At 57.1% G+C, this 22,262-nt stretch carries 20 protein-coding genes, 1 other RNA gene, 1 pseudogene and 1 other annotated feature; of the genes and pseudogenes, 17 read left to right on the forward strand and 5 right to left on the reverse strand.

What is annotated here, in order from left to right; translation table 11 throughout:
* Positions 1-4 precede the first annotated feature (4 nt).
* The 13 genes from infC (at position 5) to ERD80_RS04820 (ending at position 10,942) form a co-directional block, all read left to right on the forward strand.
* Positions 5-547, forward strand: a complete 543-nt coding sequence (gene infC, locus ERD80_RS04760) for a translation initiation factor IF-3 (protein WP_058757673.1) — start codon at positions 5-7, stop codon at positions 545-547.
* A gap of 99 nt (positions 548-646) precedes the next feature.
* Positions 647-844, forward strand: a complete 198-nt coding sequence (gene rpmI, locus ERD80_RS04765; protein ID WP_006118955.1) for a 50S ribosomal protein L35 — start codon at positions 647-649, stop codon at positions 842-844.
* Positions 845-1,012: 168 nt separating this feature from the next.
* A complete protein-coding gene (gene rplT / locus ERD80_RS04770; RefSeq protein ID WP_010616241.1) occupies positions 1,013-1,369 on the forward strand; it encodes a 50S ribosomal protein L20 in 357 nt (118 codons plus the stop codon).
* 115 nt (positions 1,370-1,484) lie between these two features.
* Positions 1,485-1,610 (forward strand) — a sequence feature (Phe leader region).
* Complete coding sequence (gene pheM, locus ERD80_RS04775) at positions 1,490-1,534, forward strand: pheST operon leader peptide PheM (protein ID WP_121626058.1); 45 nt, start codon at positions 1,490-1,492, stop codon at positions 1,532-1,534. (Overlaps the previous feature by 45 nt.)
* Before the next feature lie 71 nt (positions 1,611-1,681).
* The gene (gene pheS, locus ERD80_RS04780; RefSeq protein ID WP_021506248.1) at positions 1,682-2,665 is read left to right on the forward strand and encodes a phenylalanine--tRNA ligase subunit alpha; all 984 of its coding nucleotides are present in this window, start codon (positions 1,682-1,684) and stop codon (positions 2,663-2,665) included.
* Positions 2,666-2,679: 14 nt separating this feature from the next.
* Positions 2,680-5,067, forward strand: coding sequence for a phenylalanine--tRNA ligase subunit beta (gene pheT / locus ERD80_RS04785; RefSeq protein ID WP_021506247.1), 2,388 nt, complete (start codon positions 2,680-2,682; stop codon positions 5,065-5,067).
* A 4-nt stretch (positions 5,068-5,071) separates the two neighbouring features.
* Positions 5,072-5,374: an integration host factor subunit alpha gene (gene ihfA / locus ERD80_RS04790; RefSeq protein ID WP_021506246.1), complete on the forward strand. Its 303-nt coding sequence runs from the start codon at positions 5,072-5,074 to the stop codon at positions 5,372-5,374.
* Positions 5,375-5,507: 133 nt separating this feature from the next.
* Positions 5,508-6,491 (forward strand): vitamin B12 ABC transporter permease BtuC, encoded by a 984-nt coding sequence (btuC, locus tag ERD80_RS04795; RefSeq protein ID WP_136545928.1) that lies wholly within the window; start codon positions 5,508-5,510, stop codon positions 6,489-6,491.
* Between the two features lie 39 nt (positions 6,492-6,530).
* Entirely contained in the window at positions 6,531-7,076 is a 546-nt protein-coding gene (locus ERD80_RS04800) for a glutathione peroxidase (RefSeq protein WP_021506243.1), read from the forward strand.
* Positions 7,076-7,822, forward strand: a complete 747-nt coding sequence (gene btuD, locus ERD80_RS04805) for a vitamin B12 ABC transporter ATP-binding protein BtuD (RefSeq protein WP_136545930.1) — start codon at positions 7,076-7,078, stop codon at positions 7,820-7,822. The genes ERD80_RS04800 and btuD overlap by 1 nt, the downstream gene beginning before the upstream one ends.
* A 64-nt stretch (positions 7,823-7,886) precedes the next feature.
* Entirely contained in the window at positions 7,887-8,345 is a 459-nt protein-coding gene (locus ERD80_RS04810; RefSeq protein WP_021506241.1) for an NlpC/P60 family protein, read from the forward strand.
* A 316-nt stretch (positions 8,346-8,661) separates the two neighbouring features.
* The gene (locus ERD80_RS04815; RefSeq protein WP_021506240.1) at positions 8,662-9,405 is read left to right on the forward strand and encodes an EAL domain-containing protein; all 744 of its coding nucleotides are present in this window, start codon (positions 8,662-8,664) and stop codon (positions 9,403-9,405) included.
* Positions 9,406-9,502: 97 nt separating this feature from the next.
* Positions 9,503-10,942 carry a protein adenylyltransferase SelO gene (locus tag ERD80_RS04820; protein WP_136545932.1) on the forward strand — a complete coding sequence of 480 codons (1,440 nt, stop codon included), beginning with the start codon at positions 9,503-9,505 and terminating at the stop codon, positions 10,940-10,942.
* A gap of 6 nt (positions 10,943-10,948) precedes the next feature.
* Here the strand turns inward: ERD80_RS04820 and ERD80_RS04825 are convergent, their stop codons facing one another.
* Together ERD80_RS04825 and ERD80_RS04830 are read right to left on the reverse strand one after the other, a co-directional pair.
* Complete coding sequence (locus ERD80_RS04825) at positions 10,949-11,995, reverse strand: 3-deoxy-7-phosphoheptulonate synthase (protein WP_021506238.1); 1,047 nt, start codon at positions 11,993-11,995, stop codon at positions 10,949-10,951.
* Positions 11,996-12,145: 150 nt separating this feature from the next.
* On the reverse strand, positions 12,146-12,973 hold the full coding sequence (locus ERD80_RS04830) for a pyruvate, water dikinase regulatory protein (RefSeq protein WP_021506237.1): 828 nt from the start codon (positions 12,971-12,973) through the stop codon (positions 12,146-12,148).
* A gap of 448 nt (positions 12,974-13,421) precedes the next feature.
* On the opposite strand from ERD80_RS04830, the gene ppsA reads away from it, so the two are divergent.
* Entirely contained in the window at positions 13,422-15,809 is a 2,388-nt protein-coding gene (gene ppsA, locus ERD80_RS04835) for a phosphoenolpyruvate synthase (RefSeq protein WP_031279179.1), read from the forward strand.
* Between the two features lie 140 nt (positions 15,810-15,949).
* On the opposite strand, the gene rprA is transcribed toward ppsA, so the two are convergent.
* An RNA gene (gene rprA / locus ERD80_RS04840) (antisense sRNA RprA) lies at positions 15,950-16,057 on the reverse strand.
* A 330-nt stretch (positions 16,058-16,387) separates the two neighbouring features.
* Positions 16,388-17,500: an AI-2E family transporter YdiK gene (gene ydiK, locus ERD80_RS04845; protein ID WP_021506235.1), complete on the reverse strand. Its 1,113-nt coding sequence runs from the start codon at positions 17,498-17,500 to the stop codon at positions 16,388-16,390.
* 204 nt (positions 17,501-17,704) lie between these two features.
* Here ydiK and ERD80_RS04850 point away from each other — a divergent pair, with 204 nt between their 5' ends.
* On the forward strand, positions 17,705-20,758 hold the full coding sequence (locus ERD80_RS04850) for an FAD-binding and (Fe-S)-binding domain-containing protein (RefSeq protein WP_136545934.1): 3,054 nt from the start codon (positions 17,705-17,707) through the stop codon (positions 20,756-20,758).
* Between the two features lie 30 nt (positions 20,759-20,788).
* Here ERD80_RS04850 and ERD80_RS04855 read toward each other — a convergent pair whose 3' ends face one another.
* Positions 20,789-21,193 carry a hypothetical protein gene (locus ERD80_RS04855; protein WP_021506233.1) on the reverse strand — a complete coding sequence of 135 codons (405 nt, stop codon included), beginning with the start codon at positions 21,191-21,193 and terminating at the stop codon, positions 20,789-20,791.
* A gap of 390 nt (positions 21,194-21,583) precedes the next feature.
* On the opposite strand from ERD80_RS04855, the gene sufA reads away from it, so the two are divergent.
* Both sufA and ERD80_RS04865 read left to right on the forward strand, forming a co-directional pair.
* The gene (sufA, locus tag ERD80_RS04860; RefSeq protein ID WP_010616252.1) at positions 21,584-21,958 is read left to right on the forward strand and encodes a Fe-S cluster assembly scaffold SufA; all 375 of its coding nucleotides are present in this window, start codon (positions 21,584-21,586) and stop codon (positions 21,956-21,958) included.
* Positions 21,959-21,965: 7 nt separating this feature from the next.
* Positions 21,966-22,262, forward strand: a pseudogene (locus ERD80_RS04865) (Fe-S cluster assembly protein SufB); the annotation flags it as partial.

Genomic DNA, 22,262 nt, shown 5'->3' on the forward strand with positions numbered 1-22,262 from the left:
GGTTATTAAAGGCGGAAAACGAGTACAACCGACGCGTCCGAACCGTATCAACGGCGAAATCCGTGCCACCGAAGTGCGCTTAACTGGCGTAGACGGCGAGCAACTTGGCATTGTCTCACTGCGCGAAGCGATTGAGAAAGCAGAAGAAGCTGGCGTAGATTTAGTTGAAATTAGCCCGAACGCCGAACCGCCGGTTTGCCGCATTATGGATTACGGCAAGTTCCTTTATGAAAAGAGCAAATCTTCTAAGGAACAGAAGAAGAAGCAAAAAGTTATCCAGGTCAAGGAAATCAAATTCCGTCCTGGTACCGATGAAGGCGACTATCAGGTAAAACTCCGCAGCCTGATTCGTTTTCTGGAAGAGGGCGATAAAGCCAAAATCACGCTGCGTTTCCGTGGTCGTGAGATGGCGCACCAACAGATCGGTATGGAAGTGCTTAACCGCGTGAAAGAAGATCTGAATGAACTGGCAGTGGTCGAATCCTTCCCGACGAAGATCGAAGGCCGCCAGATGATTATGGTGCTCGCACCTAAGAAGAAACAGTAGGCTTTCAAGTAATAATGCCGCGTAGCGTTCGCGCTGCGCGGATTTTTATTCGCCTGTCTGGTTCATTTTATTAACAATGCGAAGTGGATATTTGTAAAAATGCCAAAGATTAAAACTGTACGTGGCGCCGCAAAGCGCTTCAAGAAGACCGCTTCTGGCGGCTTCAAGCGTAAGCACGCAAACCTGCGTCATATTCTGACTAAAAAGTCTACTAAGCGTAAACGTCACCTGCGTCCAAAAGGCATGGTGTCTAAAGGCGATCTGGGTCTGGTTGTTGCCTGCCTGCCGTACGCATAAGTTAACCCTTTTTTAATTCCCCGATAGATTTCGGGTTGCAGTCAGGCGGCAACGGAATGAATCCTGGAGCTTACATCAGTAAGTGACTGGGATGAATGAAGGCAGCCAACGCCACTGCGGCACGAGAGATGGTGGGGAAATCACAGAATATGATATAGGAGAGCTCACATGGCTCGCGTAAAACGTGGTGTAATTGCTCGCGCACGTCACAAGAAAATCTTAAAACAAGCTAAAGGCTACTATGGTGCACGTTCACGTGTTTACCGCGTTGCCTTCCAGGCTGTTATCAAAGCTGGTCAGTATGCTTACCGCGACCGTCGTCAGCGTAAGCGTCAGTTCCGTCAGCTGTGGATCGCACGTATCAACGCTGCGGCGCGTCAGAACGGTATCTCTTACAGCCGTTTCATCAATGGCCTGAAAAAAGCGTCCATTGAAATCGACCGTAAAATCCTCGCTGACATCGCTGTATTCGACAAAGTGGCATTCACTGCACTGGTTGAAAAAGCAAAATCAGCTCTGGCGTAAGTCAGGTAAAAAAGGGAGCTTGCTCCCTTTTTTATTGCCTGCAACCCACGCAAATGATTGACATTTTAGCCGCAGGGCATTTCAATAGTGCGGTTTCTATCAAGACAAGGTAACGCAAGCATGCACGCTGCTATTTTCCGTTTCTTTTTTTACTTTAGCGCCTGATCGTCAGGGGCTTTTGCGCATAAGAAAAGAAACGAAAAATCGCGCTGAAAGCCTCCCTCGTGGAGGCTTTTTTGTTTCCGGCGACACTTAATCGGATCGCACGATCCCAACGAGAACTGACCAGCCCGGCTGGAAGAAGAGGAAATCATGTCCCAACTCGCAGACCTGGTGGCCCGTGCCACGGCCGCCATCGACGAGGCGTCGGATATCGCCGCCCTGGACGCCGTGCGCGTCGAATTTCTGGGTAAAAAAGGGCACCTGACGCTGCAAATGACCACCCTGCGTGAACTGCCGGCAGAAGAGCGTCCGGCGGCCGGTGCGGTCATCAACGACGCCAAACAGCAGGTACAGGACCGTCTCAACGCGCGTAAAGATACGCTGGAAAGCGCGGCGCTGAATGCCCGCCTGGCGGCAGAGACTATCGACGTGTCGCTGCCGGGACGCCGTATCGAGAACGGCGGTCTGCATCCGGTGACCCGCACCATCGATCGTATCGAAACCTTTTTCGGCGAGTTGGGTTTCGCGGTGGCGACCGGTCCGGAAATTGAAGACGATTATCACAACTTTGATGCGCTGAATATTCCGGGCCATCACCCGGCGCGCGCCGATCACGACACCTTCTGGTTCGATGCCACGCGCCTGCTGCGCACCCAGACCTCCGGCGTGCAGATCCGCACCATGAAAAATCAGCAGCCGCCGATTCGTATCATCGCGCCGGGCCGCGTTTACCGTAACGATTACGATCAGACGCACACCCCGATGTTCCATCAGATGGAAGGTCTGATTGTCGATAAAGACATCAGCTTCACCAATCTGAAAGGCACGCTGCATGACTTCCTGAACAACTTCTTCGAAGAGAACCTGCAGATTCGTTTCCGCCCGTCTTATTTCCCGTTCACCGAACCGTCAGCGGAAGTGGACGTGATGGGTAAAAACGGCAAATGGCTGGAAGTGCTGGGATGCGGCATGGTGCATCCGAACGTACTGCGCAACGTGGGCATCGATCCGGAAATCTACTCCGGCTTCGCCTTCGGTATGGGCATGGAGCGTCTGACCATGCTGCGCTACGGTGTGACCGATCTGCGCGCCTTCTTCGAAAACGATTTACGTTTCCTCAAACAATTTAAATAAGGGCAGGTTATCCAATGAAATTCAGTGAACTCTGGTTACGCGAATGGGTAAATCCAGCCCTGGACAGCGCCGCGCTGTCTGAGCAAATCACCATGGCCGGTCTGGAAGTCGACGGCGTCGACCCGGTGGCAGGCGCGTTTCATGGCGTCGTAGTGGGTGAAGTGGTGGAGTGCGGCCAGCACCCGAACGCCGACAAACTGCGCGTCACCAAAATCAACGTGGGTGGCGATCGCCTGCTGGATATCGTCTGCGGCGCGCCAAACTGCCGTCAGGGCCTGAAAGTGGCGGTGGCGACCGTTGGTGCCGTGCTGCCGGGCGATTTCAAAATCAAAGCGGCAAAACTGCGCGGTGAGCCGTCAGAAGGCATGCTGTGCTCATTCTCCGAGCTGGGTATTTCTGACGATCACAACGGTATTATCGAGCTGCCAGCCGATGCGCCGGTGGGCACTGATATTCGCCAGTACCTGCAGCTGGATGACAACACCATCGAAATCAGCGTGACGCCAAACCGTGCCGACTGCCTGGGTATCATCGGTATCGCGCGTGACGTGGCGGTGATCAATGGCCTGCCGCTGCAGGCGCCGGTCATCGAGCCGGTTAAAGCCACCATTAGCGACACCTTCCCGATTCGCGTTGACGCCACCGATGCCTGCCCGCGCTACCTGGGCCGCGTGGTAAAAGGCGTAAACGTGAAAGCAGAAACGCCGCTGTGGATGCGCGAAAAACTGCGCCGCTGCGGTATCCGCTCGATCGATCCGGTAGTGGATATCACTAACTACGTGCTGCTGGAGCTCGGCCAGCCGATGCACGCCTTCGATCTCGACCGCATTGACGGCGGTATCGTGGTGCGCATGGCGAAAGAGGGGGAAACCCTGACGCTGCTCGACGGCAGCGAAGCGACCCTCCATAGCGATACGCTGGTGATTGCTGATCACCACAAAGCGCTGGCGATGGGGGGCATCTTCGGCGGTGAGCACTCCGGCGTTAACGAAGCGACGCAGAACGTACTGTTTGAGTGCGCCTTCTTCGATCCGCTGGCGATCACCGGTCGTGCGCGTCGTCATGGTCTGCATACTGATGCTTCTCACCGCTACGAGCGCGGTGTCGATCCGGCGCTGCAGCATAAGGCGCTGGAGCGCGCCACTCAGCTGCTGCTGGCGATTTGCGGCGGCGAAGCCGGCCCGGTTATCGATCAGACCGATGCCAGCAAACTGCCGGCGCGCGCCACCATTACGCTGCGCCGTGAGAAGCTGGACCGCCTGATTGGCCACGTCATTGCGGATGAGCAGGTGACCGATATCCTGACCCGTCTCGGCTGTGACGTTACCGTCGGCAACGGCGAATGGCAGGCCGTCGCCCCGAGCTGGCGCTTCGATATGGCCATCGAAGAAGACCTGGTCGAAGAAGTGGCGCGCGTATACGGCTACAACAACATTCCGGATGTGCCGGTGAAAGCCAGCCTGCTGATGACCCAGCACCGTGAAGCCGATCTGTCGCTGAAGCGTGCCAAAAACCTGCTGGTGGATAAAGGCTATCAGGAAGCGATTACCTACAGCTTTGTCGATCCGAAAGTGCAGCAGCTGCTGCATCCGGGCGAAGAAGCGCTGATTCTGCCCAGCCCGATTTCCAGCGATATGTCGGCGATGCGCCTGTCGCTGTGGACCGGTCTGCTCGGCGCCGTGGTGTATAACCAGAACCGTCAGCAGAGCCGCGTGCGCCTGTTTGAGAGCGGTTTACGCTTTGTGCCTGATACGCAGGCCGATCTCGGCATCCGTCAGGATCTTATGCTGGCGGGCGTGCTGAGCGGTAACCGCTACGAAGAGCACTGGGATCTGGCGCGCCAGACGGTTGACTTCTATGATTTGAAAGGCGATTTAGAGTCACTGCTGGATTTGACCGGTAAACTCGACGCGATTTCGTTCCGTGCAGAAGCCAATCCGGCGCTGCATCCGGGACAGAGTGCAGGCATTTATTTAGCCGGCGAACGAATCGGATTTATCGGGGTGGTTCATCCGGAGCTGGAACGTAAGCTGGATCTTAACGGCCGCACCTTAGTGTTTGAACTGCTTTGGAATAAGGTCGCAGACCGCGTCCTGCCTGACGCGCGCGAGATCTCACGCTTCCCGGCAAACCGCCGTGACATCGCTGTGGTAGTGGCTGAAAATGTGCCCGCAGCAGATATCATCGCGGAGTGTAAGAAAGTTGGCGTAAATCAGGTAGTTGGCGTAAACTTGTTTGACGTGTACCGTGGTAAGGGCGTAAACGAGGGTGAAAAGAGCCTCGCGATTAGCCTGATTTTGCAGGATACCAGCCGGACACTCGAAGAAGAGGAGATTGCTGCGACCGTTGCCAAATGCGTTGCAGCATTAAAAGAGCGATTCCAGGCAACCTTGAGGGATTGAACCTATGGCGCTTACAAAAGCTGAAATGTCAGAGTACCTGTTTGAAAAACTCGGGTTGAGCAAACGCGATGCCAAAGAGTTGGTAGAGCTTTTTTTCGAAGAAGTTCGCCGCGCGTTGGAAAACGGAGAACAGGTAAAACTGTCCGGATTTGGTAATTTTGATCTGCGTGACAAAAACCAGCGTCCGGGCCGTAACCCGAAGACGGGGGAAGATATTCCAATCACCGCCCGCCGCGTGGTGACATTCCGTCCGGGGCAGAAGTTGAAAAGTCGCGTGGAGAACGCGTCACCCAAGGATGCTGACTGATTTCAGTATGACAAAAAGGCCGCTCAGCGGCCTTTTTTATGCGCGCAATCCCGGCACCACGCTGCAGGCGCGGCTTTCTTTTTAGCGTAATCTCTCTACAATCAAATCTCTGTTTTCTCAGCCAATCTTACTTATGACTCTGCTGGATCAGCTGGCCCAACAGGCCGACCGTCGCAGCCGGCGCTGGCTCGGCGCGCTTACTGCCGCAGTGCTGCTGCTGCTGGTGCTCAGTCTTTGCACGGGCGACAGCTGGATATCTCCGCTGCAATGGTTTTCTGCCAGCGGCGATCTGTTCGTCTGGCAATTGCGCCTGCCGCGCACCCTGGCGGTGCTGCTGGTGGGCGCGGCGCTGGCAGTCTGCGGCGTGGTGATGCAGGCGCTGTTCAACAATCCGCTGGCGGAGCCCGGGCTGCTGGGCGTATCGAACGGTGCCGGCATTGGCCTGGTGCTGGCAGTGCTGCTGGGTAACGGCGCACTGTGGAGCCTGGCGCTGGCAGCGATGGCGGGCGCGCTGCTGATCACGCTAATCCTGCTGCATTTTGCCCATCGTCAGCTGTCGGCCAGCCGTCTGCTGCTGACCGGCGTGGCGCTCGGCATTATCTGTAGCGCCATCATAACGTGGGCGGTGTACTTTAGCACCAGCCTCGATCTGCGCCAGCTGATGTACTGGATGATGGGCGGCTTTAGCGGTATCGACTGGCGCTACGGCTGGATGATGCTGGCGCTGCTGCCGGTGACGCTGGCGCTGCTGGCCAGCGCCCGGACGCTTAATCTGCTGGCGCTGGGGGAGGTGTCGGCGCGGCAGCTCGGCCTGCCACTGCTGCTGTGGCGCAATCTGCTGGTGCTGGCGATGGGCTGGCTGGTGGGCGTCAGCGTGGCGATGGCCGGTGCGATTGGATTTGTCGGACTGGTTATCCCCCATCTGCTGCGCCTCAGCGGCCTGAGCGATCATCGCTACCTGCTGCCGGCCGCGGCGCTGGCGGGCGCGGCGGTACTGCTGGCGGCGGACATTCTGGCACGGCTGGTGCTCACCTCGGCCGAGCTGCCGATTGGGGTGGTCACTGCCACGCTCGGCGCGCCGCTGTTTATCATGTTATTAGTGAAGTCTTCGCGCTAGCTGCGGCTGGCACAGTGCAATCAACAACGGGAATCGACGATGAGCCTTTATCAGACAGAACTGGTTACGCTGGACGGTGAAAAAACCACGCTGGCACAGTATCAGGGCAAGGTGCTGCTGGTGGTTAACGTAGCATCAAAATGCGGCCTGACGCCGCAGTATGAACAGCTGGAGTCGCTGCAGAAGGCCTGGCAGGACAAAGATTTCAGCGTGCTGGGCTTCCCCTGTAATCAGTTTCTTGAGCAGGAACCGGGCAGCAACGAAGAGATCAAAACCTTCTGCAGCACCACATACGGCGTAACCTTCCCGCTGTTCGATAAAACGGACGTCAACGGCGAGCAGCGTCATCCGCTGTACCGTCAGCTGGTCGCCGCGCAGCCGGAAGCCGAACGCCCGGCAGGCAGCGGTTTCCTTGAGCGCATGGAGAGCAAAGGCCGCGCGCCGAAAGCGCCGGGCGATATCCTGTGGAATTTCGAAAAGTTCCTCATCAACAAACAGGGTGAGGTGATCGCGCGCTTCTCGCCGGACATGACGCCGGACGATCCGATCATTCTGAAGCGTATTGAGCAGGCGCTGGCGGCGTAATGCTGCTGCAGTGCCACGGCCTGCGCGTGCCCGGACGGCTGAGCGCGGGGGAACTGACGCTCTGCCGCGGTGAGCGCGTGCACGTGGTCGGCCCTAACGGCGCCGGCAAGAGCACGCTGCTGACCGCGCTCGCTGGCCTGCTCGACGCCGAAGGGCAGCTGACGCTGGCCGGCCAGCCGCTGCGAAGCTGGTCGGGGGCCGCACTGGCGCAGCAGCGCGCCTGGCTCCCGCAGCAGCAGCCGGCACCTGCGGCGCTGCCGGTGTGGCACTATCTGCGGCTGCACAGCCCGCCGGGTGGCGACAACGCGCAGGCGACGCTCACTGACCTGCAGCAGCAGCTTGGCTTGCAGGATAAGCTGACGCGTCCGCTGGCACAGCTCTCCGGCGGTGAGTGGCAGCGGGTGCGCCTGGCGGCGGTGGTGCTGCAGATCCATCCGGCAATTAATCCGCGCGGTGCGTTACTGATTCTGGATGAGCCGCTCACCGCGCTCGACATCGCACAGCAGCGCGCGGTGGATAAGCTGCTGTTGCAGCTCAGCGAGGCCGGCATCGCCATTATCGCCAGCGGACACGATCTCAACCACAGTCTGCGCCATGCCGATCGCGTCTGGCTGATGCATCAGGGCCGCGTAGTCAGTCAGGGCAGGGCGCGCGAGGTGCTGACTGCCGAGCGGCTGGCACCGCTTTATCAGGCCGAATTCGTGCAGCTGGAGACGCCACAGGGGCCGCTGCTTTATCTTCCCTGACTTGCGCGCCGCGCCGCTTTGTCGCTACAGTGTCAGCCGGACGACGTTTTTAAGGACTATTCTGATGCGGCTGACCCTGTTTCTCCTCGTGTTGCTGCTGGCGGGCTGTAGCCATCATGCGCCGCCGCCCAATGGCCGTCTGTCTGACTCCATCACCGTGATTGCGCAACTTAACGATCAGCTCAGCCGCTGGCGCGGTACACCTTATCGCTATGGCGGATTAAGCCGTGGTGGCGTGGATTGCTCTGGCTTTGTCTACCTGACCTTTCGTGACCGCTTTGACCTGCAGCTGCCGCGCTCAACGATTGATCAGACTGATATCGGCACGCGCATCGATAAAAGCGATCTGCTGCCCGGCGATCTGGTATTTTTTAAAACCGGCAGCGGCGAAAATGGCCTGCACGTAGGCATCTATGACACCGACAATACCTTCATTCACGCCTCCACCAGCCAGGGCGTGATCCGCTCCTCGCTGGATAATGTTTACTGGCGCAAAGTATTCTGGCAGGCGCGTCGCATCTAATCCACTTAACCCATTAGTGTTAAAAAAAGGCGTAATAATCAGATGGGTTTTGATCCGATTTATTTGTTTTTTTCCGCCAGATATAACTCTCATTTAAAATGGCACTTTACCGCAATCGGGTTTGCGACTAAAAATAGACGTCAGTGAATTTAATCAGTATGGACATTAACCTGGATCATTTGGCTTAAGTATTATTTGATGCAGAAAAGTCGGTAATTAGACAGAAAACGGCGTCTCTTCTAACGTTTGGTCCTATTGCCTGACCGTTTTCATTGATATACGATGCGCCAATTGCCACTGCATCTGGCTGTAAAAAATGAAAGTCCATTTATCTGCCGACTATCAGTCGGAAACCTGGTTTTATCCTGCCTATTCTCTGGCGGGCCAGCTGACTGCGGTTGAGCTGGTCACCCAGTTTGTTCACGACAGTGCACCGATTACGCTGCCGCAGGACTTGCTGTTGCCGCAGCTTGACGATGCCCAGCAATTACGTTTGCTGCAGAGCCAGTTAGTGCTGCTGGAAAAGTACCGTGACTTTTTTGAGTTACATCAAATTATCGCGCTGGTTCGTATTGATGAATCTATGGCCACGACGCTATTGGCCAGTGAGTTTCTCTTAAGGAAATTTAAACAACTTCCCTTTATTGTTTTGGATATCAGTGAAACGTTTCCGCAATTATCGGCTGGTAAAAAGCAGCCGCTGTTAGCACGCCTGCAACAGGAATTTCGCTTATCGCTTTCTCAATTTGGGGCAGGAAAAGCACCGGCTACGGCAGTATACGAAAATCTGTTTAGCGTGTTAAAAATGGACAAAGCGTTTATTCATGCGCTGGCAAAACGTGCCTCATTTACGCCATTTATTCAGACTGTTATCGATAATTTTTCCGCTTACGCCCCGCAAATAATTATTTGTGGCGTTGACGATAATGCCCTGCTGGAGAAAGTCAGTTCCCTGAGCGGCGCACAGCTGCAGGGCAGCCTGTTCCCGGTGGTTAAAGCGGAACGGTTAAGCGATCTCATCTATCCGCACGTCACGCTCACCACGCCTTCACAGCAGTAACCTTTCATCTGTCTTCTCCGTCACCCCGACGGTAGACTACGCTTTATCTTTAAACGCAATGCGGGTGGCGCACCGTTGCGCACCTTCCGGAGTGTCGATGCAATTTATTAATAGCTGGCAGCAGACGTTGCCGGGATTCTACACCGCGCTGGACCCAACGCCGCTTGCCGGCGGGCGGCTGTGTTATCACAATGCCGCGCTGGCGCAGGAGATGGGCCTGGATGCCGCGCTGTTTGCTGGCAAAGGCCACGGCGTGTGGTATGGCGCAGCGTTACTTCCCGGCATGTCGCCGCTGGCGCAGGTCTACAGCGGGCACCAGTTTGGCGTGTGGGCTGGCCAGCTGGGCGACGGACGCGGTCTGCTGCTTGGCGAGCAGCAACTGGCCGACGGCCGCAAACTTGACTGGCATCTGAAAGGCGCGGGCCTGACCCCCTATTCACGCATGGGCGATGGCCGCGCGGTGATCCGCTCCAGCGTGCGCGAGTTTCTCGCCTCGGAAGCGCTGCACCATCTTGGCATCCCGACCACGCGCGCGCTGGCGCTGGCCATTGGCGACGAACCGGTCCAGCGTGAAACCCGCGAGCGCGGCGCGATGCTGATGCGCATCGCCGACAGCCATCTGCGCTTTGGTCACTTCGAGCATTTCTATTACGGCGGCGAGCCGGAGAAAGTGCGCCAGCTGGCGGACTACGCGATTCATCATCACTGGCCGCAGCTGGAGCAGGAGGCCGATCGCTACCTGTTGTGGTTTACCGATATCGTCAAACGCACCGCCAGCCTGATTGCCCAGTGGCAGAGCGTCGGCTTCGCGCATGGCGTGATGAACACCGATAATATGTCGATCCTCGGCCTGACGCTCGATTACGGGCCTTACGGTTTCCTTGATGACTACGATGCGGATTTCATCTGTAATCACAGCGATTATCAGGGGCGCTACGCCTTCAGCAACCAGCCGATGATCGGCTTGTGGAATCTCAACCGCCTGGCGCATGCGCTGTCCGGTTTGCTGAGCACTGAGCAGTTGAAACAGGCGCTCAGCCATTACGAGAACGAGCTGATGCGGGTGTGGGGCGAAAAAATGCGCGCTAAGCTCGGGTTGCTGACCGCCGATGCGGGGGATAACGCCATCCTCACTGACCTGCTGGCGCTGATGACGGCAGAGCACAGCGATTACACCCTGACGTTCCGCCTGCTGAGCGAGACGCAGCAGGCAGAGACGCGTTCACCGCTGCGCGATGAGTTTATCGACCGTGACGCCTTTGACCGCTGGTATCACGGCTATCGTCAGCGCCTGCTGCAGGACGGCGTCAGCGATGCGCAGCGTCAGGCAGTCATGAAAGCGGCTAACCCGGCGCTGGTGTTGCGCAACTATCTGGCCCAGCAGGTGATCGATGAGGTTGAGCAGGGGAAAACGGCGGCGCTGGCCAGATTACATCTGGCGCTACAGCAGCCGTTTAACGAGGCGGCTATCAGCCCGGAACTGCGCCAGCGGCCGCCGGAGTGGGGAAAAACGCTGGAGGTAAGCTGCTCCAGCTAGCAGGCATCAGAAGCGGCTGTCCACGGCAGCCGCCAGCAGCGCCAGCACCTCCGCGCTGTCATCCCAGCCGAGGCACGGATCGGTAATCGACTGGCCGTAGGTCAGCGGCTGGCCGCTCACCACTTTCTGATTCCCCTCCTGCAGGAAACTCTCAATCATCACTCCCGCCACTGCCCGCGAACCGGCACGGATCTGCGCCGCCACGTCCTGCGCCACATCGCGCTGGCGGCGATGCTGCTTCAGGCAGTTGCCATGGCTGAAGTCGATCACCAGCTGTTCCGGCAGGTTGAAGTCGCGCAGGTTGGCGGCCGCAGCGGCGACATCTTCAGCGTGGTAGTTTGGCTGACGCCCGCCGCGCAGGATCACGTGACCGTGCGGGTTGCCGCTGGTCTGATAAATCGTCATCTGCCCGGTTTTGTCAGGTGACAGGAACATATGGCTGACGCGCGCGGCGCGAATCGCATCAACCGCGATCTGCACGTTGCCGTCGGTGCCATTCTTGAAGCCCACCGGGCAGGAGAGCGCCGAGGCCATTTCACGGTGAATCTGGCTCTCGGTGGTGCGCGCGCCAATCGCGCCCCAGCTGATCAGGTCGGCAATAAACTGGCCGATCACCATATCGAGAAATTCCGTGGCGGTTGGCATGCCGATGGCGTTGATATCCAGCAGCAGCTGGCGTGCGATAGCGATGCCGCGGTTGACGTCGAAGCTGCCATCGAGATCCGGATCGGAAATCAGGCCTTTCCAGCCCACCACGGTGCGCGGCTTCTCAAAGTAGGCGCGCATCACAATTTCCAGCCGGTCCTTGTGCTGTTCACGCAGCAGATTGAGACGCTCTGCGTACTCCAGCGCAGCCTTGGGATCGTGCAGCGAGCAGGGGCCGATAATCACCAGCAGGCGTGGATCTTCACCGGTCAGGATGCGCGCGATGCGCTGACGCGCGGCGGTAACGTTAGCGGCAATCGCCGCCGAAATGGGGTGTTGTTGCGCCAGCGCGGCCGGCGTCAGCAGCGTGCCGATGCGCGCGGTGCGCAGTTCATCAGTTTTGTTCATTGGGATTCTCAAAAATCTGTTCTTCGCAGCGGTGAAATACCGGGAAGTGATGATGATCACAATAAACCATTAGCCCGTGAATTCAACCAGCTAAATCAAAAGGCTATTCATTACTGACGGCAGCCAGGCTTTACAACCTGGCAGGTGAGGTCAGTACATGCTGCGGCGCAGGCCCATGATGTCGAGGATTTTGGTGGCGATCTCTTCGACAGAGTAATTGGTGCTGTTGAGATAGCGAATCTGATGGGTGCGGAACAGCGCTTCCACTTCACCGACCTCCAGCCGGCACTGACGCATTGACGCATAGCGGGTATTTTCAGCGCGCTCCTGACGAATCGCCGCCAGCCGTTCCGGATCGATGGTCAGGCCAAACAGCTTGTGCTGATGGGCGCGCAGCGCAGGCGGCAGCTTTAGGTTATCCATGTCATCAGCGATGAACGGATAGTTAGCCGCGCGTACACCAAACTGCATCGCCAGATACAGGCTGGTCGGTGTTTTGCCGCAGCGCGATACCCCCAGCAGAATCACCTGCGCATCTTCCAGCCCGCGCAGCGAAATACCGTCATCGTGCGCCAGGGTGTAATCAATCGCGGCGATACGGGCATCGTATTTGCCTAAGTTACTGGCGGTCAGGCCGTGAGTACGGTGCGCCACCGGCATCGAGGCCACGCCCAGTTCGCTCTGCAGCGGTGCCACCAGCGCCTGCACGATGTCCTGGCAGAAGCCTTCGCTCTCCAGAATGATATCGCGCACCTCTGGTGTGACAATCGAGAAAAACACCAGCGGGCGCACGCCGCTCTGCTGGTAGAGCGCATTGATCTGGGCTTTCACCGCCTGGGCGCGCTGCACATTCTCCACGAATGGCAGCGTCACGCTGTTGGTATTCACCGGAAACTGTGACAGCACCGCGTGGCCCAGCACTTCCGCGGTGATGGCGGTGCCGTCAGAGATATAGAATACGCTGCGTTCAGTGCTCATGGTTGACCTCATGCTTTTGTTTACTTTTGCGTAACATTATCGCCTAAAATATTTCATTTTCACTAAGGGTAAAATGAAATATCCATATCTGGCCGGCGAATAATCTATTTTTACGCTGCGCTGATTACCCATCATAGATGAAAAGCCGGGTTGTTCAGCGCTAATTTCTCGCTTTTGCCCGCGCGGGCGCAAAATAAAAACGGCAAGCGTTGCGCAACAAAAAACGCGCCTAACCTCATGAAAAAGTGAAAAATATCGCATTGCCAATAGGTTGGCAAAAAATAGCTGCGTTGCGCAACAAGGCGCTTTTCGGGGAGTAATCCGATTTTAACGCTGATTTTCTGCTTTAACGATTCAACACTTAGTCTTTATTAATTGATTGTGCCAGGCTGATTTGGCGAATAGCAAAATGTTCCATGTGCTCCAATCATTTAAAAGGATAATCTCAATGTCCAATCAAGACCAACAGTCGCTAGTGCTCTGGTACAACCAGCTTGGCATGCATGATGTTGATCGGGTAGGGGGCAAGAATGCTTCCCTGGGAGAAATGATTACCAATTTGTCGTCGCTCGGGGTATCCGTGCCAAACGGCTACGCGACGACATCTTACGCTTTTAATCAGTTTCTCGACCAAAGCGGACTGAACCAGCGTATTTATGCATTGCTGGACAACACGGATATTGATGATGTTGCAGCGCTGGCGCAGGCCGGCAAACAGATTCGTCAATGGGTGGTGGATACGCCTTTCCAGCCAGAGCTGGAAGCGGCGATCCGCAGCGCCTATGAACAACTTTCTGCTGATGACGCCGAAGCCTCCTTTGCGGTGCGCTCTTCGGCCACCGCCGAGGATATGCCCGATGCCTCGTTTGCCGGCCAGCAGGAAACTTTCCTTAACGTGCAGGGCTTCGACGCGGTGCTGGTGGCAGTGAAGCACGTATTCGCCTCGCTGTTTAACGATCGCGCCATTTCATACCGCGTGCATCAGGGCTATGACCACCGTGGCGTGGCGCTCTCGGCCGGTGTACAGCGCATGGTACGTTCCGATCTCGCCTCCTCCGGCGTGATGTTCACCATTGATACCGAATCCGGCTTCGACCAGGTGGTGTTCATCACCTCGGCGTTCGGTCTTGGCGAAATGGTGGTGCAGGGCGCGGTTAACCCGGATGAGTTTTACGTGCACAAACCGACGCTGGCTGCTAATCGCCCGGCGATTGTGCGCCGTACGCTGGGCTCGAAGAAGATCCGCATGGTGTATGCCGATTCGCAGGAGCACGGCGAACAGGTGCGCATTGAGGACGTGGAACAGGAACAGCGAGACCGCTTTAGCCTGACCGATGACGAAGTGCAGGCGCTGGCGCGCCAGGCGGTGCTGATTGAGCAGCACTATAAGCGTCCGATGGATATTGAGTGGGCCAAAGATGGCCACACCGGCAAACTGTTCATCGTGCAGGCGCGGCCGGAAACGGTGCGTTCCAACGGACAGGTGATGGAACGCTACAGCCTGCAGGGCAAAGGCAGCGTGCTGGTGGAAGGCCGGGCCATTGGCCATCGCATCGGTGCGGGTGAAGTGAAGGTGATTCACGACATCAGCGAGATGCACCGCATCGAAAAAGGCGATGTGCTGGTCACCGACATGACCGACCCGGACTGGGAACCGATCATGAAGAAGGCGTCGGCGATCGTCACCAACCGTGGCGGGCGGACCTGTCACGCGGCAATCATTGCGCGCGAGCTGGGCATTCCGGCAGTGGTGGGCTGTGGTGACGCCACTGAGCACCTGAAGGACGGTCATAAGGTCACGGTGTCATGCGCTGAAGGCGATACCGGCTATGTGTATAACGATCTTCTGGACTTTGAAGTCACCAGTTCGCAGGTTGATACCATGCCGGATCTGCCGCTGAAAATTATGATGAACGTCGGTAACCCGGATCGCGCGTTTGACTTTGCCTGCCTGCCCAACGAGGGCGTTGGTCTGGCGCGTCTGGAGTTCATCATCAACCGCATGATTGGCGTGCACCCGAAAGCCCTGCTGGAGTTTGATCAGCAGACGCCGGAACTGCAGGCGCAGATTGGTCAGATGATGAAAGGCTTTGACGATCCGGTGGAGTTCTACATCGCGCGCCTGACCGAAGGGATCGCCACGCTGGGTGCGGCCTTCGCGCCGAAGCGGGTGATCGTGCGGTTGTCGGATTTCAAAACCAACGAGTATGCCAACCTGGTCGGCGGCGAGCGTTACGAGCCGGAAGAGGAAAATCCGATGCTGGGCTTCCGCGGCGCCGGACGCTACGTGGCCGACAGCTTCCGCGACTGCTTTGCGCTGGAGTGTGAAGCCGTGAAGCGCGTGCGCAACGAGATGGGGCTGACTAACGTTGAGATCATGGTGCCGTTTGTACGCACCGTCGATCAGGCCGAAGCCGTGGTAGCCGAGCTGGCGAAGCAGGGCCTGAAACGCGGCGAGAACGGACTGAAGGTGATCATGATGTGCGAGATCCCGTCCAACGCGCTGCTGGCAGAACAGTTCCTGCAGCACTTTGACGGCTTCTCTATCGGCTCCAACGACATGACGCAGCTGGCGCTGGGGCTGGATCGCGACTCCGGCGTGGTGTCGGCGCTGTTTGATGAGCGTAACGATGCGGTGAAGGCATTGCTGTCGATGTCGATTCAGGCAGCGAAGAAGCAGGGCAAATACGTCGGCATCTGCGGCCAGGGGCCTTCAGATCATCAGGACTTTGCTGCCTGGCTGATGGAGCAGGGCATCGACAGCCTGTCGCTCAATCCGGATACCGTGGTGGAAACCTGGCTGAGCCTGGCTGAGCTGGACGCGGCCAAAGCGTAATCTGTTATACCTGCCTGGTGCCCGGCAACCGTCGGGCACCTGTCCCATATCCCATTCCACTTTTCATCACTTAAGATTGCCATAAACCCAGCGCTGACGGCGTTCGCCGCCGGGCCGCTCTGTTTATCGCTGAATTGCAGGCAAAAAAAAGCCCATCACAGGGGATGGGCAAAGACTACACACAGCAATTCTTCACTTTACTCAGGGGAAAAAGGTTGTTTAAAAATCAGTGGCTTGATTTAAAACATAGTGAACATGTTATTCACCGCCGCCGCTGGCGTCTTTAAGAATCCTCTTATTAGTTTAAAGCTGATAATCTTTCATTACGTTTTATGACCCATCCGGCACAGGAATCAGTGCGAAAAATAATCATTTTATCGGTGCGATCGGGCTTAAACGCTGAAAAGTGCGTTTTTTCTTAAAAATCACTAATGGAAAAAATTATTGTGCCGCGAAATTAAGTGGTACGGATTAATGAGTGTTAACCACGGCTGACTAATGCAAATCGCGTTGGGTGATGTGAGGGAAAAGCGGATAAGCAAACCGGGCTGGACGCCCGGTTATGCGCCGGAAGCGCGTTACGGCTGCGGCTCTTCGTGTTCGGCCAGTGCTTCGATGGCCGTTTCCGGATCGTCATCCGGCGCCGGCGCTTCATGCATCCACACCGAAACCAGCCGGTAAGAGACCGCCAGCACGACCGGACCGATAAACAGTCCAATCATACCGAAGGCGATCAGCCCGCCGATGACGCCGGAAAGTATCAGAATCATCGGTAAATCAGCGCCCATGCGAATCAGCATCGGACGCAGCACGTTATCCAGCGTACCGACCACGCAGCTCCACACCAGCAGCACCGTGCCCCAGGTGGTGTCGCCGCTCCAGTAGAGCCAGATAATTGCCGGCACCAGCACAATCAACGGTCCAAGCTGCACCAGGCAGGTAAGAATCATTAATACGGTCAGCAGCGTGGCATACGGAATGCCGGAAATCGCCAGGCCGATGCCGCCCAGCACCCCCTGCACCAGCGCGGTCACCACCACGCCGAGCGCCACGGCGCGGATCGCCTGACCGGCCAGCAGCACGGCGGCGTCACCGCGCCGTCCGCCCATGCGGTAGGCAAAGTGCCGGATGCCGAGACCAACCTGCTCACCGCGCCAGTACAGCAGCACGCTGAACAGCAGCATCAGGGCAAGGTGCAGCATGAAACGGCCAAAGTGTCCGGCCTGGGCGACAAAGAAGCCGGTGGTGCGGCCAATATAAGGCTGGACCTGGCTCATGATCGCCGCGCCGCCGCCGTCGATCAGTTTATGGTAGCTGGAATAGAGTTTGCGTCCGGCATAGGGAATATCGCGCAGCCAGGCGAGATCCGGCAGCACCAGATGGCGCTGGGTCGCCCAGGCGATGACCGGCGCGCTGTTATCAATCAGGCTGCTGACCAGCAGCGCGATAGGAATAATAAACAGCAGCAACAGCAGAATCGTCATGGCAATCACCGCCAGCGAACGGCGACCCCACAGCAGTTGCTGCAGACGAATCATCAGCGGCCAGGTGGCAATCACCACCATGCTGGCCCAGGCGAAGCCGAGAATGAACGGCTGCACCACCCACAGACAGGCAATGATCATCAGCAAAATAAACATCAGCGAGAACAACATTTGCGGTAGATCCACACCGCGTTGCAGGCTTTTCATCACAACACAGACCTCAGTAATCCTTCAGGAGGGCGCTCAGCGGCGCCTTCACAATGATGATCTATTTCCTGAAAATTAAACAGAAAAAGCAGCGCGACGCGGCCGTTTTCCTGAAAAAACAGCGGGCGGCAAAAAAATGTGATACAACCAAGAGCTGAAAAAAATTAACCACGCAAACGTTTACAACATCCCGGTCACGAAATAATGATCCCACAGATTTCTCAGGCGCCAGGCCTCGTTCAACTGGTGCTGACATTCCTGCAGTCGCTGAAAGAACAAGGTTTTACCGGCGACACCGCGACCAGCTATGCCGACCGCCTTACGCTCTCCACCGATAACAGCATCTATCAGCTCCTGCCGGATGCGGCGCTGTTTCCGCGTTCAACGGCGGACGTGGCGCTGATCGCCCGACTGGCTGGTGAGCCGCGTTTTAACAGCCTGGTGTTTACCCCGCGCGGCGGCGGCACCGGTACTAACGGGCAGTCGCTCAATCAGGGCATTGTGGTCGACATGTCGCGCTACATGAACCGCATCCTCGAGATCAACACCGAGCAGGGCTGGGTGCGGGTAGAAGCCGGCGTGGTGAAGGACCAGCTTAACGCCTGGCTCAGGCCGTACGGCTTTTTCTTCTCTCCGGAGCTGTCGACCAGTAACCGCGCCACGCTGGGCGGCATGATCAATACCGATGCCTCCGGTCAGGGCTCGCTGGTGTATGGCAAAACCTCCGATCACGTCGAAGGCCTGCGTGCCGTGCTGCTGGGCGGCGAAATTCTTGATACGCGCGCCATGCCCACCGCGCTGGCGGAACAGCTGGCCACAACGCCGACCGCTGAAGGGCGCATCTATAAAGAAGTGCTTAACCGCTGCCGCGAGCAGCGTGAACTGATTCTGGCAAAATTCCCCAAACTGAACCGCTTCCTTACCGGTTATGACCTGCGCCATGTGTTCAGTGATGATTTGCAAACTTTCGACCTGACGCGCCTGTTGTGCGGCGCCGAAGGTACGCTGGCCTTTATCACCGAAGCCCGGCTGGATATCACACCCATTCCCAAAGTGCGCCGGCTGGTGAACATTAAGTACGATTCATTCGATTCCGCACTGCGTAATGCGCCTTTTATGGTCGAGGCGCAGGCCCTGTCGGTGGAGACGGTGGATTCGAAAGTGCTGAACCTGGCGCGCGAGGATATTGTCTGGCATTCAGTCAGCGAGCTGATCACCGATGTGCCAGGCAAAGAGATGCTCGGCCTGAATATTGTCGAGTTTGCCGGCGACGATGCGGCGCTGATTACGCAGCAGGTGACGACGCTGTGCGCGCGGCTGGATGAGCTGATGGCGCAGCAGCAGGGCGGCGTGATGGGCTATCAGCTGTGTGATGATCTGGCGGGCATTGAGCGCATCTATAACATGCGTAAAAAAGCGGTAGGTCTGCTTGGCAACGCCAAAGGGCGCGCCAAACCGATTCCGTTCGTGGAAGACACCGCCGTGCCGCCGGAGCATCTGGCGGATTACATTGTGGATTTTCGTGCGCTGCTCGACAGCCACGGCCTGAGCTACGGCATGTTTGGTCACGTGGATGCCGGCGTATTGCACGTGCGTCCGGCGCTGGACATGTGCGATCCGCAGCAGGAGATGCTGATGAAGCAGATCTCGGACGAAGTGGTGGCGCTTACCGCGCGCTACGGCGGTCTGCTGTGGGGCGAGCACGGCAAAGGCTTCCGTGCCCAGTACAGTCCGGCGTTCTTTGGCGAAACGCTGTTCAACGAGCTGCGCCGCATCAAAGCGGCGTTCGATCCGGATAATCGTCTTAACCCCGGCAAAATCTGTACGCCGCTGGGTAACGACGAACCCATGATGCAGGTCGATGCCGCCACGCGCGGCAGCTGGGATCGCCAGATTCCGCTGACGGTACGCAATGACTGGCGCGGCGCGATGGAGTGTAACGGCAACGGACTGTGCTTTAACTTTGACGTGCGCAGCCCGATGTGCCCGTCGATGAAAATCACCCGCAACCGTATCCATTCGCCAAAAGGACGCGCCACGCTAACGCGTGAGTGGCTGCGCCTGCTGGCGGAGCAGGGCGTTGACCCGCTTAAGCTGGAGCAGGCTTTGCCAGCACAGGGCGCCAGCCTGCGCAGTCTGATTCAGCGCACGCGCAATTCGTGGCATGCGAAGCAGGGCGAATATGACTTCTCGCATGAAGTGAAAGAGGCGATGTCCGGCTGCCTGGCGTGTAAAGCCTGCTCGACCCAGTGCCCGATTAAAATCGATGTGCCGAACTTCCGCTCGCGCTTCCTGCAGCTTTATCACACCCGCTATCTGCGCCCGGTCAGCGACCATCTGGTGGCGTCGGTTGAAAGCTATGCGCCGCTGATGGCGAAAGCACCGCGGGTGTTAAACTTCTTCCTGAAACAGCCGTGGATGCGCGACCTCAGCCAGCGCCACATCGGCATGGTGGATCTGCCGCTGCTCTCCTCGCCGAGCCTGAAGCAGCAGCTGAGCGGCCACCCGGCGATGCGGGTCACGCTTGAGCAACTGGAGGCGATGGATGTGGCTCAGCGCGAACAGCACGTGCTGGTGGTGCAGGATCCGTTTACCAGCTATTACGAAGCGCAGCTGGTGACCGATTTCATCCGGCTGATTGAAAAACTCGGCTACCGGCCGGTGCTGCTGCCGTTCTCTCCTAACGGGAAAGCGCAGCACGTGAAAGGTTTTCTGCAGCGCTTTGCCCGCACCGCCGGCAAAACCGCTGAATTCCTCAACCGGGTGGCGCAGCTCGGTGTGCCGATGGTCGGTGTCGATCCGGCCACGGTATTGTGCTATCGCGACGAATATCAGCAGGTGCTGGGCGAGCAGCGCGGCGCGTTCAGTGTGCAGCTGGTGCATGAATGGCTGCACGGCGTGCTGGCCGGGCGCGAGGAGCAGATCGCCAGCGGCGAAGCCTGGTATCTGTTTGCCCACTGCACCGAGGTCACGGCGCTGCCGTCAACGCCCAATCAGTGGCAGGCTATTTTTGCCCGCTTTGGCGCGAAACTGGAGAACATCAACGTGGGCTGCTGTGGCATGGCCGGCACTTATGGTCACGAGAGTAAAAACCTGGCGAACTCGCTGGGCATTTATGAACTGTCGTGGCATCCGCAACTGCAGAAGCTGCCGCGTCAGCGCTGTCTGGCGACCGGCTTCTCCTGCCGCAGCCAGGTGAAACGCGCCGAGGGCAACGGTATGCGCCATCCGCTACAGGCTTTGCTGGAATTGATGTAAACAAATTGTAGGAGCCGTCACAAAGCTGGATTAGAATATCCAGCCTGCGTGGCGGACGAAATCACTTTGCAGGCGGGTCGCCTGGTCCCAGTCGCCGCTGAGCGCCAGTTGATGACACAAACGGGTCAGCGACAGGCGCGCCAGCTGGTAAGCCTGAATACGGAACAGGCGATCGCGATCGGCATTGCCCATCTCCTGCACTAAGCGGTGGTGCAGCTTGCCCATCGCGTGCAGGTAGCTGTGATCGTCGCCGTTCAGCTGGCAGATTTCGGCCATGTCGAGACAGGTATCGTTAAAACGACGCAGTTGTTCAATGGAACAATCGGTGCGGTTGAGCTTTGCCTGAGCCAGATAGAAGTCGACGGTGATATCACGGACCGAAAACTTATATTCGTCGATTTTGTGTTGTAACCAGGCTGAGACGGAAAGCGTCATGTCGCCACCCAAAGTAGGTTAATGATAATCATTATCATATTAAACCGCGCCAGGAATGCAATTCCCGCCGTGAAATTTTATTGATTTCCTTTGCCTGTTACAAAAATCGGCAATAACAATCTCTTTACATTCAGCAAAGGCGTAACCTATCAATCAGAGCATAAACGTAAAAAGCGAACTGGAAAATTTACGGCTTATGAACAGGTTACGTTTTGACGGCGCGCGCGGGAATGGCGCGCACAAGCTGGTGGGAAGGGACTATGCTTAATAAAGCAGCAGTAAAAAACAGCACGAGATGATTATCCCTGCAAAACAAGAGGTTGAAGTGATATCTGATATCACTACCATAGGGGGATAGCCTGAAAAGGCCCAGACTTACGAGGTAGCACTATGTCATCAGTAAATGCAGCGTCTTTTTCACCTGACGAATTCGTCTGGAAAGGGCTCACGCTGACCGAGTCGGCAGCGAAACAGATTCTCAGCCTGGTGGAACAGGACCCGGAAGTTAAGGGCCTGAAACTGGGTGTGAAACAGTCCGGCTGTGCCGGTTTTGGGTACGTTATGGACCTGGTGAAAGCGCCTGCCGATGACGACCTGCAGTTCGAGCAATATGGCGCAAAACTGTTTGTGCCGCTTCAGGCGATGCCGTTTGTTGACGGTACCGAGCTGGATTATGTCCGCGAAGGCCTGAACCAGATTTTTAAATTCAACAACCCTAAAGCTCAGCACGCCTGCGGGTGCGGTGAAAGCTTTGGCGTCGAGTAAGTGAAATATGTCACGACACAGCGAAGCATCTGAGGATGTACAAACCTGGGAAGGCAGCCTGAACTATAAAGAAGGCTTCTTCACCCAGCTGCAAACCGACGAACTGGCACACGGCATCAATGAAGATGTGGTGCGTGCCATTTCGGCCAAACGTAACGAACCCGAGTGGATGCTGGAGTTCCGTCTCAAGGCGTTTCGCGCCTGGCTGGAGATGGAAGAGCCACACTGGCTGAAAGCGCACTACGACAAGCTCGATTATCAGGATTACAGCTACTATTCCGCGCCGTCCTGCGGCAATTGCGAT

It is taken from the genome of Pantoea sp. R102 (assembly GCF_004916815.1).
GTDB lineage: Bacteria > Pseudomonadota > Gammaproteobacteria > Enterobacterales > Enterobacteriaceae > Pantoea > Pantoea dispersa.

Excerpts from the sequence above, each read along its gene's own strand:
- ihfA (WP_021506246.1), top strand. The coding sequence starts at position 5,072 with ATGGCGCTTACAAAAGCTGAAATGTCAGAGTACCTGTTTGAAAAACTC.
- pheS (WP_021506248.1), top strand. The coding sequence starts at position 1,682 with ATGTCCCAACTCGCAGACCTGGTGGCCCGTGCCACGGCCGCCATCGAC.
- ERD80_RS04825 (WP_021506238.1), bottom strand. The coding sequence starts at position 11,995 with ATGAACAAAACTGATGAACTGCGCACCGCGCGCATCGGCACGCTGCTG.
- sufA (WP_010616252.1), top strand. The coding sequence starts at position 21,584 with ATGTCATCAGTAAATGCAGCGTCTTTTTCACCTGACGAATTCGTCTGG.
- ERD80_RS04855 (WP_021506233.1), bottom strand. The coding sequence starts at position 21,193 with ATGACGCTTTCCGTCTCAGCCTGGTTACAACACAAAATCGACGAATAT.
- ERD80_RS04800 (WP_021506243.1), top strand. The coding sequence starts at position 6,531 with ATGAGCCTTTATCAGACAGAACTGGTTACGCTGGACGGTGAAAAAACC.
- ERD80_RS04810 (WP_021506241.1), top strand. The coding sequence starts at position 7,887 with ATGCGGCTGACCCTGTTTCTCCTCGTGTTGCTGCTGGCGGGCTGTAGC.
- rpmI (WP_006118955.1), top strand. The coding sequence starts at position 647 with ATGCCAAAGATTAAAACTGTACGTGGCGCCGCAAAGCGCTTCAAGAAG.
- ERD80_RS04815 (WP_021506240.1), top strand. The coding sequence starts at position 8,662 with ATGAAAGTCCATTTATCTGCCGACTATCAGTCGGAAACCTGGTTTTAT.
- rplT (WP_010616241.1), top strand. The coding sequence starts at position 1,013 with ATGGCTCGCGTAAAACGTGGTGTAATTGCTCGCGCACGTCACAAGAAA.
- ERD80_RS04850 (WP_136545934.1), top strand. The coding sequence starts at position 17,705 with ATGATCCCACAGATTTCTCAGGCGCCAGGCCTCGTTCAACTGGTGCTG.
- ERD80_RS04820 (WP_136545932.1), top strand. The coding sequence starts at position 9,503 with ATGCAATTTATTAATAGCTGGCAGCAGACGTTGCCGGGATTCTACACC.
- ERD80_RS04830 (WP_021506237.1), bottom strand. The coding sequence starts at position 12,973 with ATGAGCACTGAACGCAGCGTATTCTATATCTCTGACGGCACCGCCATC.
- ydiK (WP_021506235.1), bottom strand. The coding sequence starts at position 17,500 with ATGAAAAGCCTGCAACGCGGTGTGGATCTACCGCAAATGTTGTTCTCG.
- btuD (WP_136545930.1), top strand. The coding sequence starts at position 7,076 with ATGCTGCTGCAGTGCCACGGCCTGCGCGTGCCCGGACGGCTGAGCGCG.
- ppsA (WP_031279179.1), top strand. The coding sequence starts at position 13,422 with ATGTCCAATCAAGACCAACAGTCGCTAGTGCTCTGGTACAACCAGCTT.
- pheT (WP_021506247.1), top strand. The coding sequence starts at position 2,680 with ATGAAATTCAGTGAACTCTGGTTACGCGAATGGGTAAATCCAGCCCTG.
- btuC (WP_136545928.1), top strand. The coding sequence starts at position 5,508 with ATGACTCTGCTGGATCAGCTGGCCCAACAGGCCGACCGTCGCAGCCGG.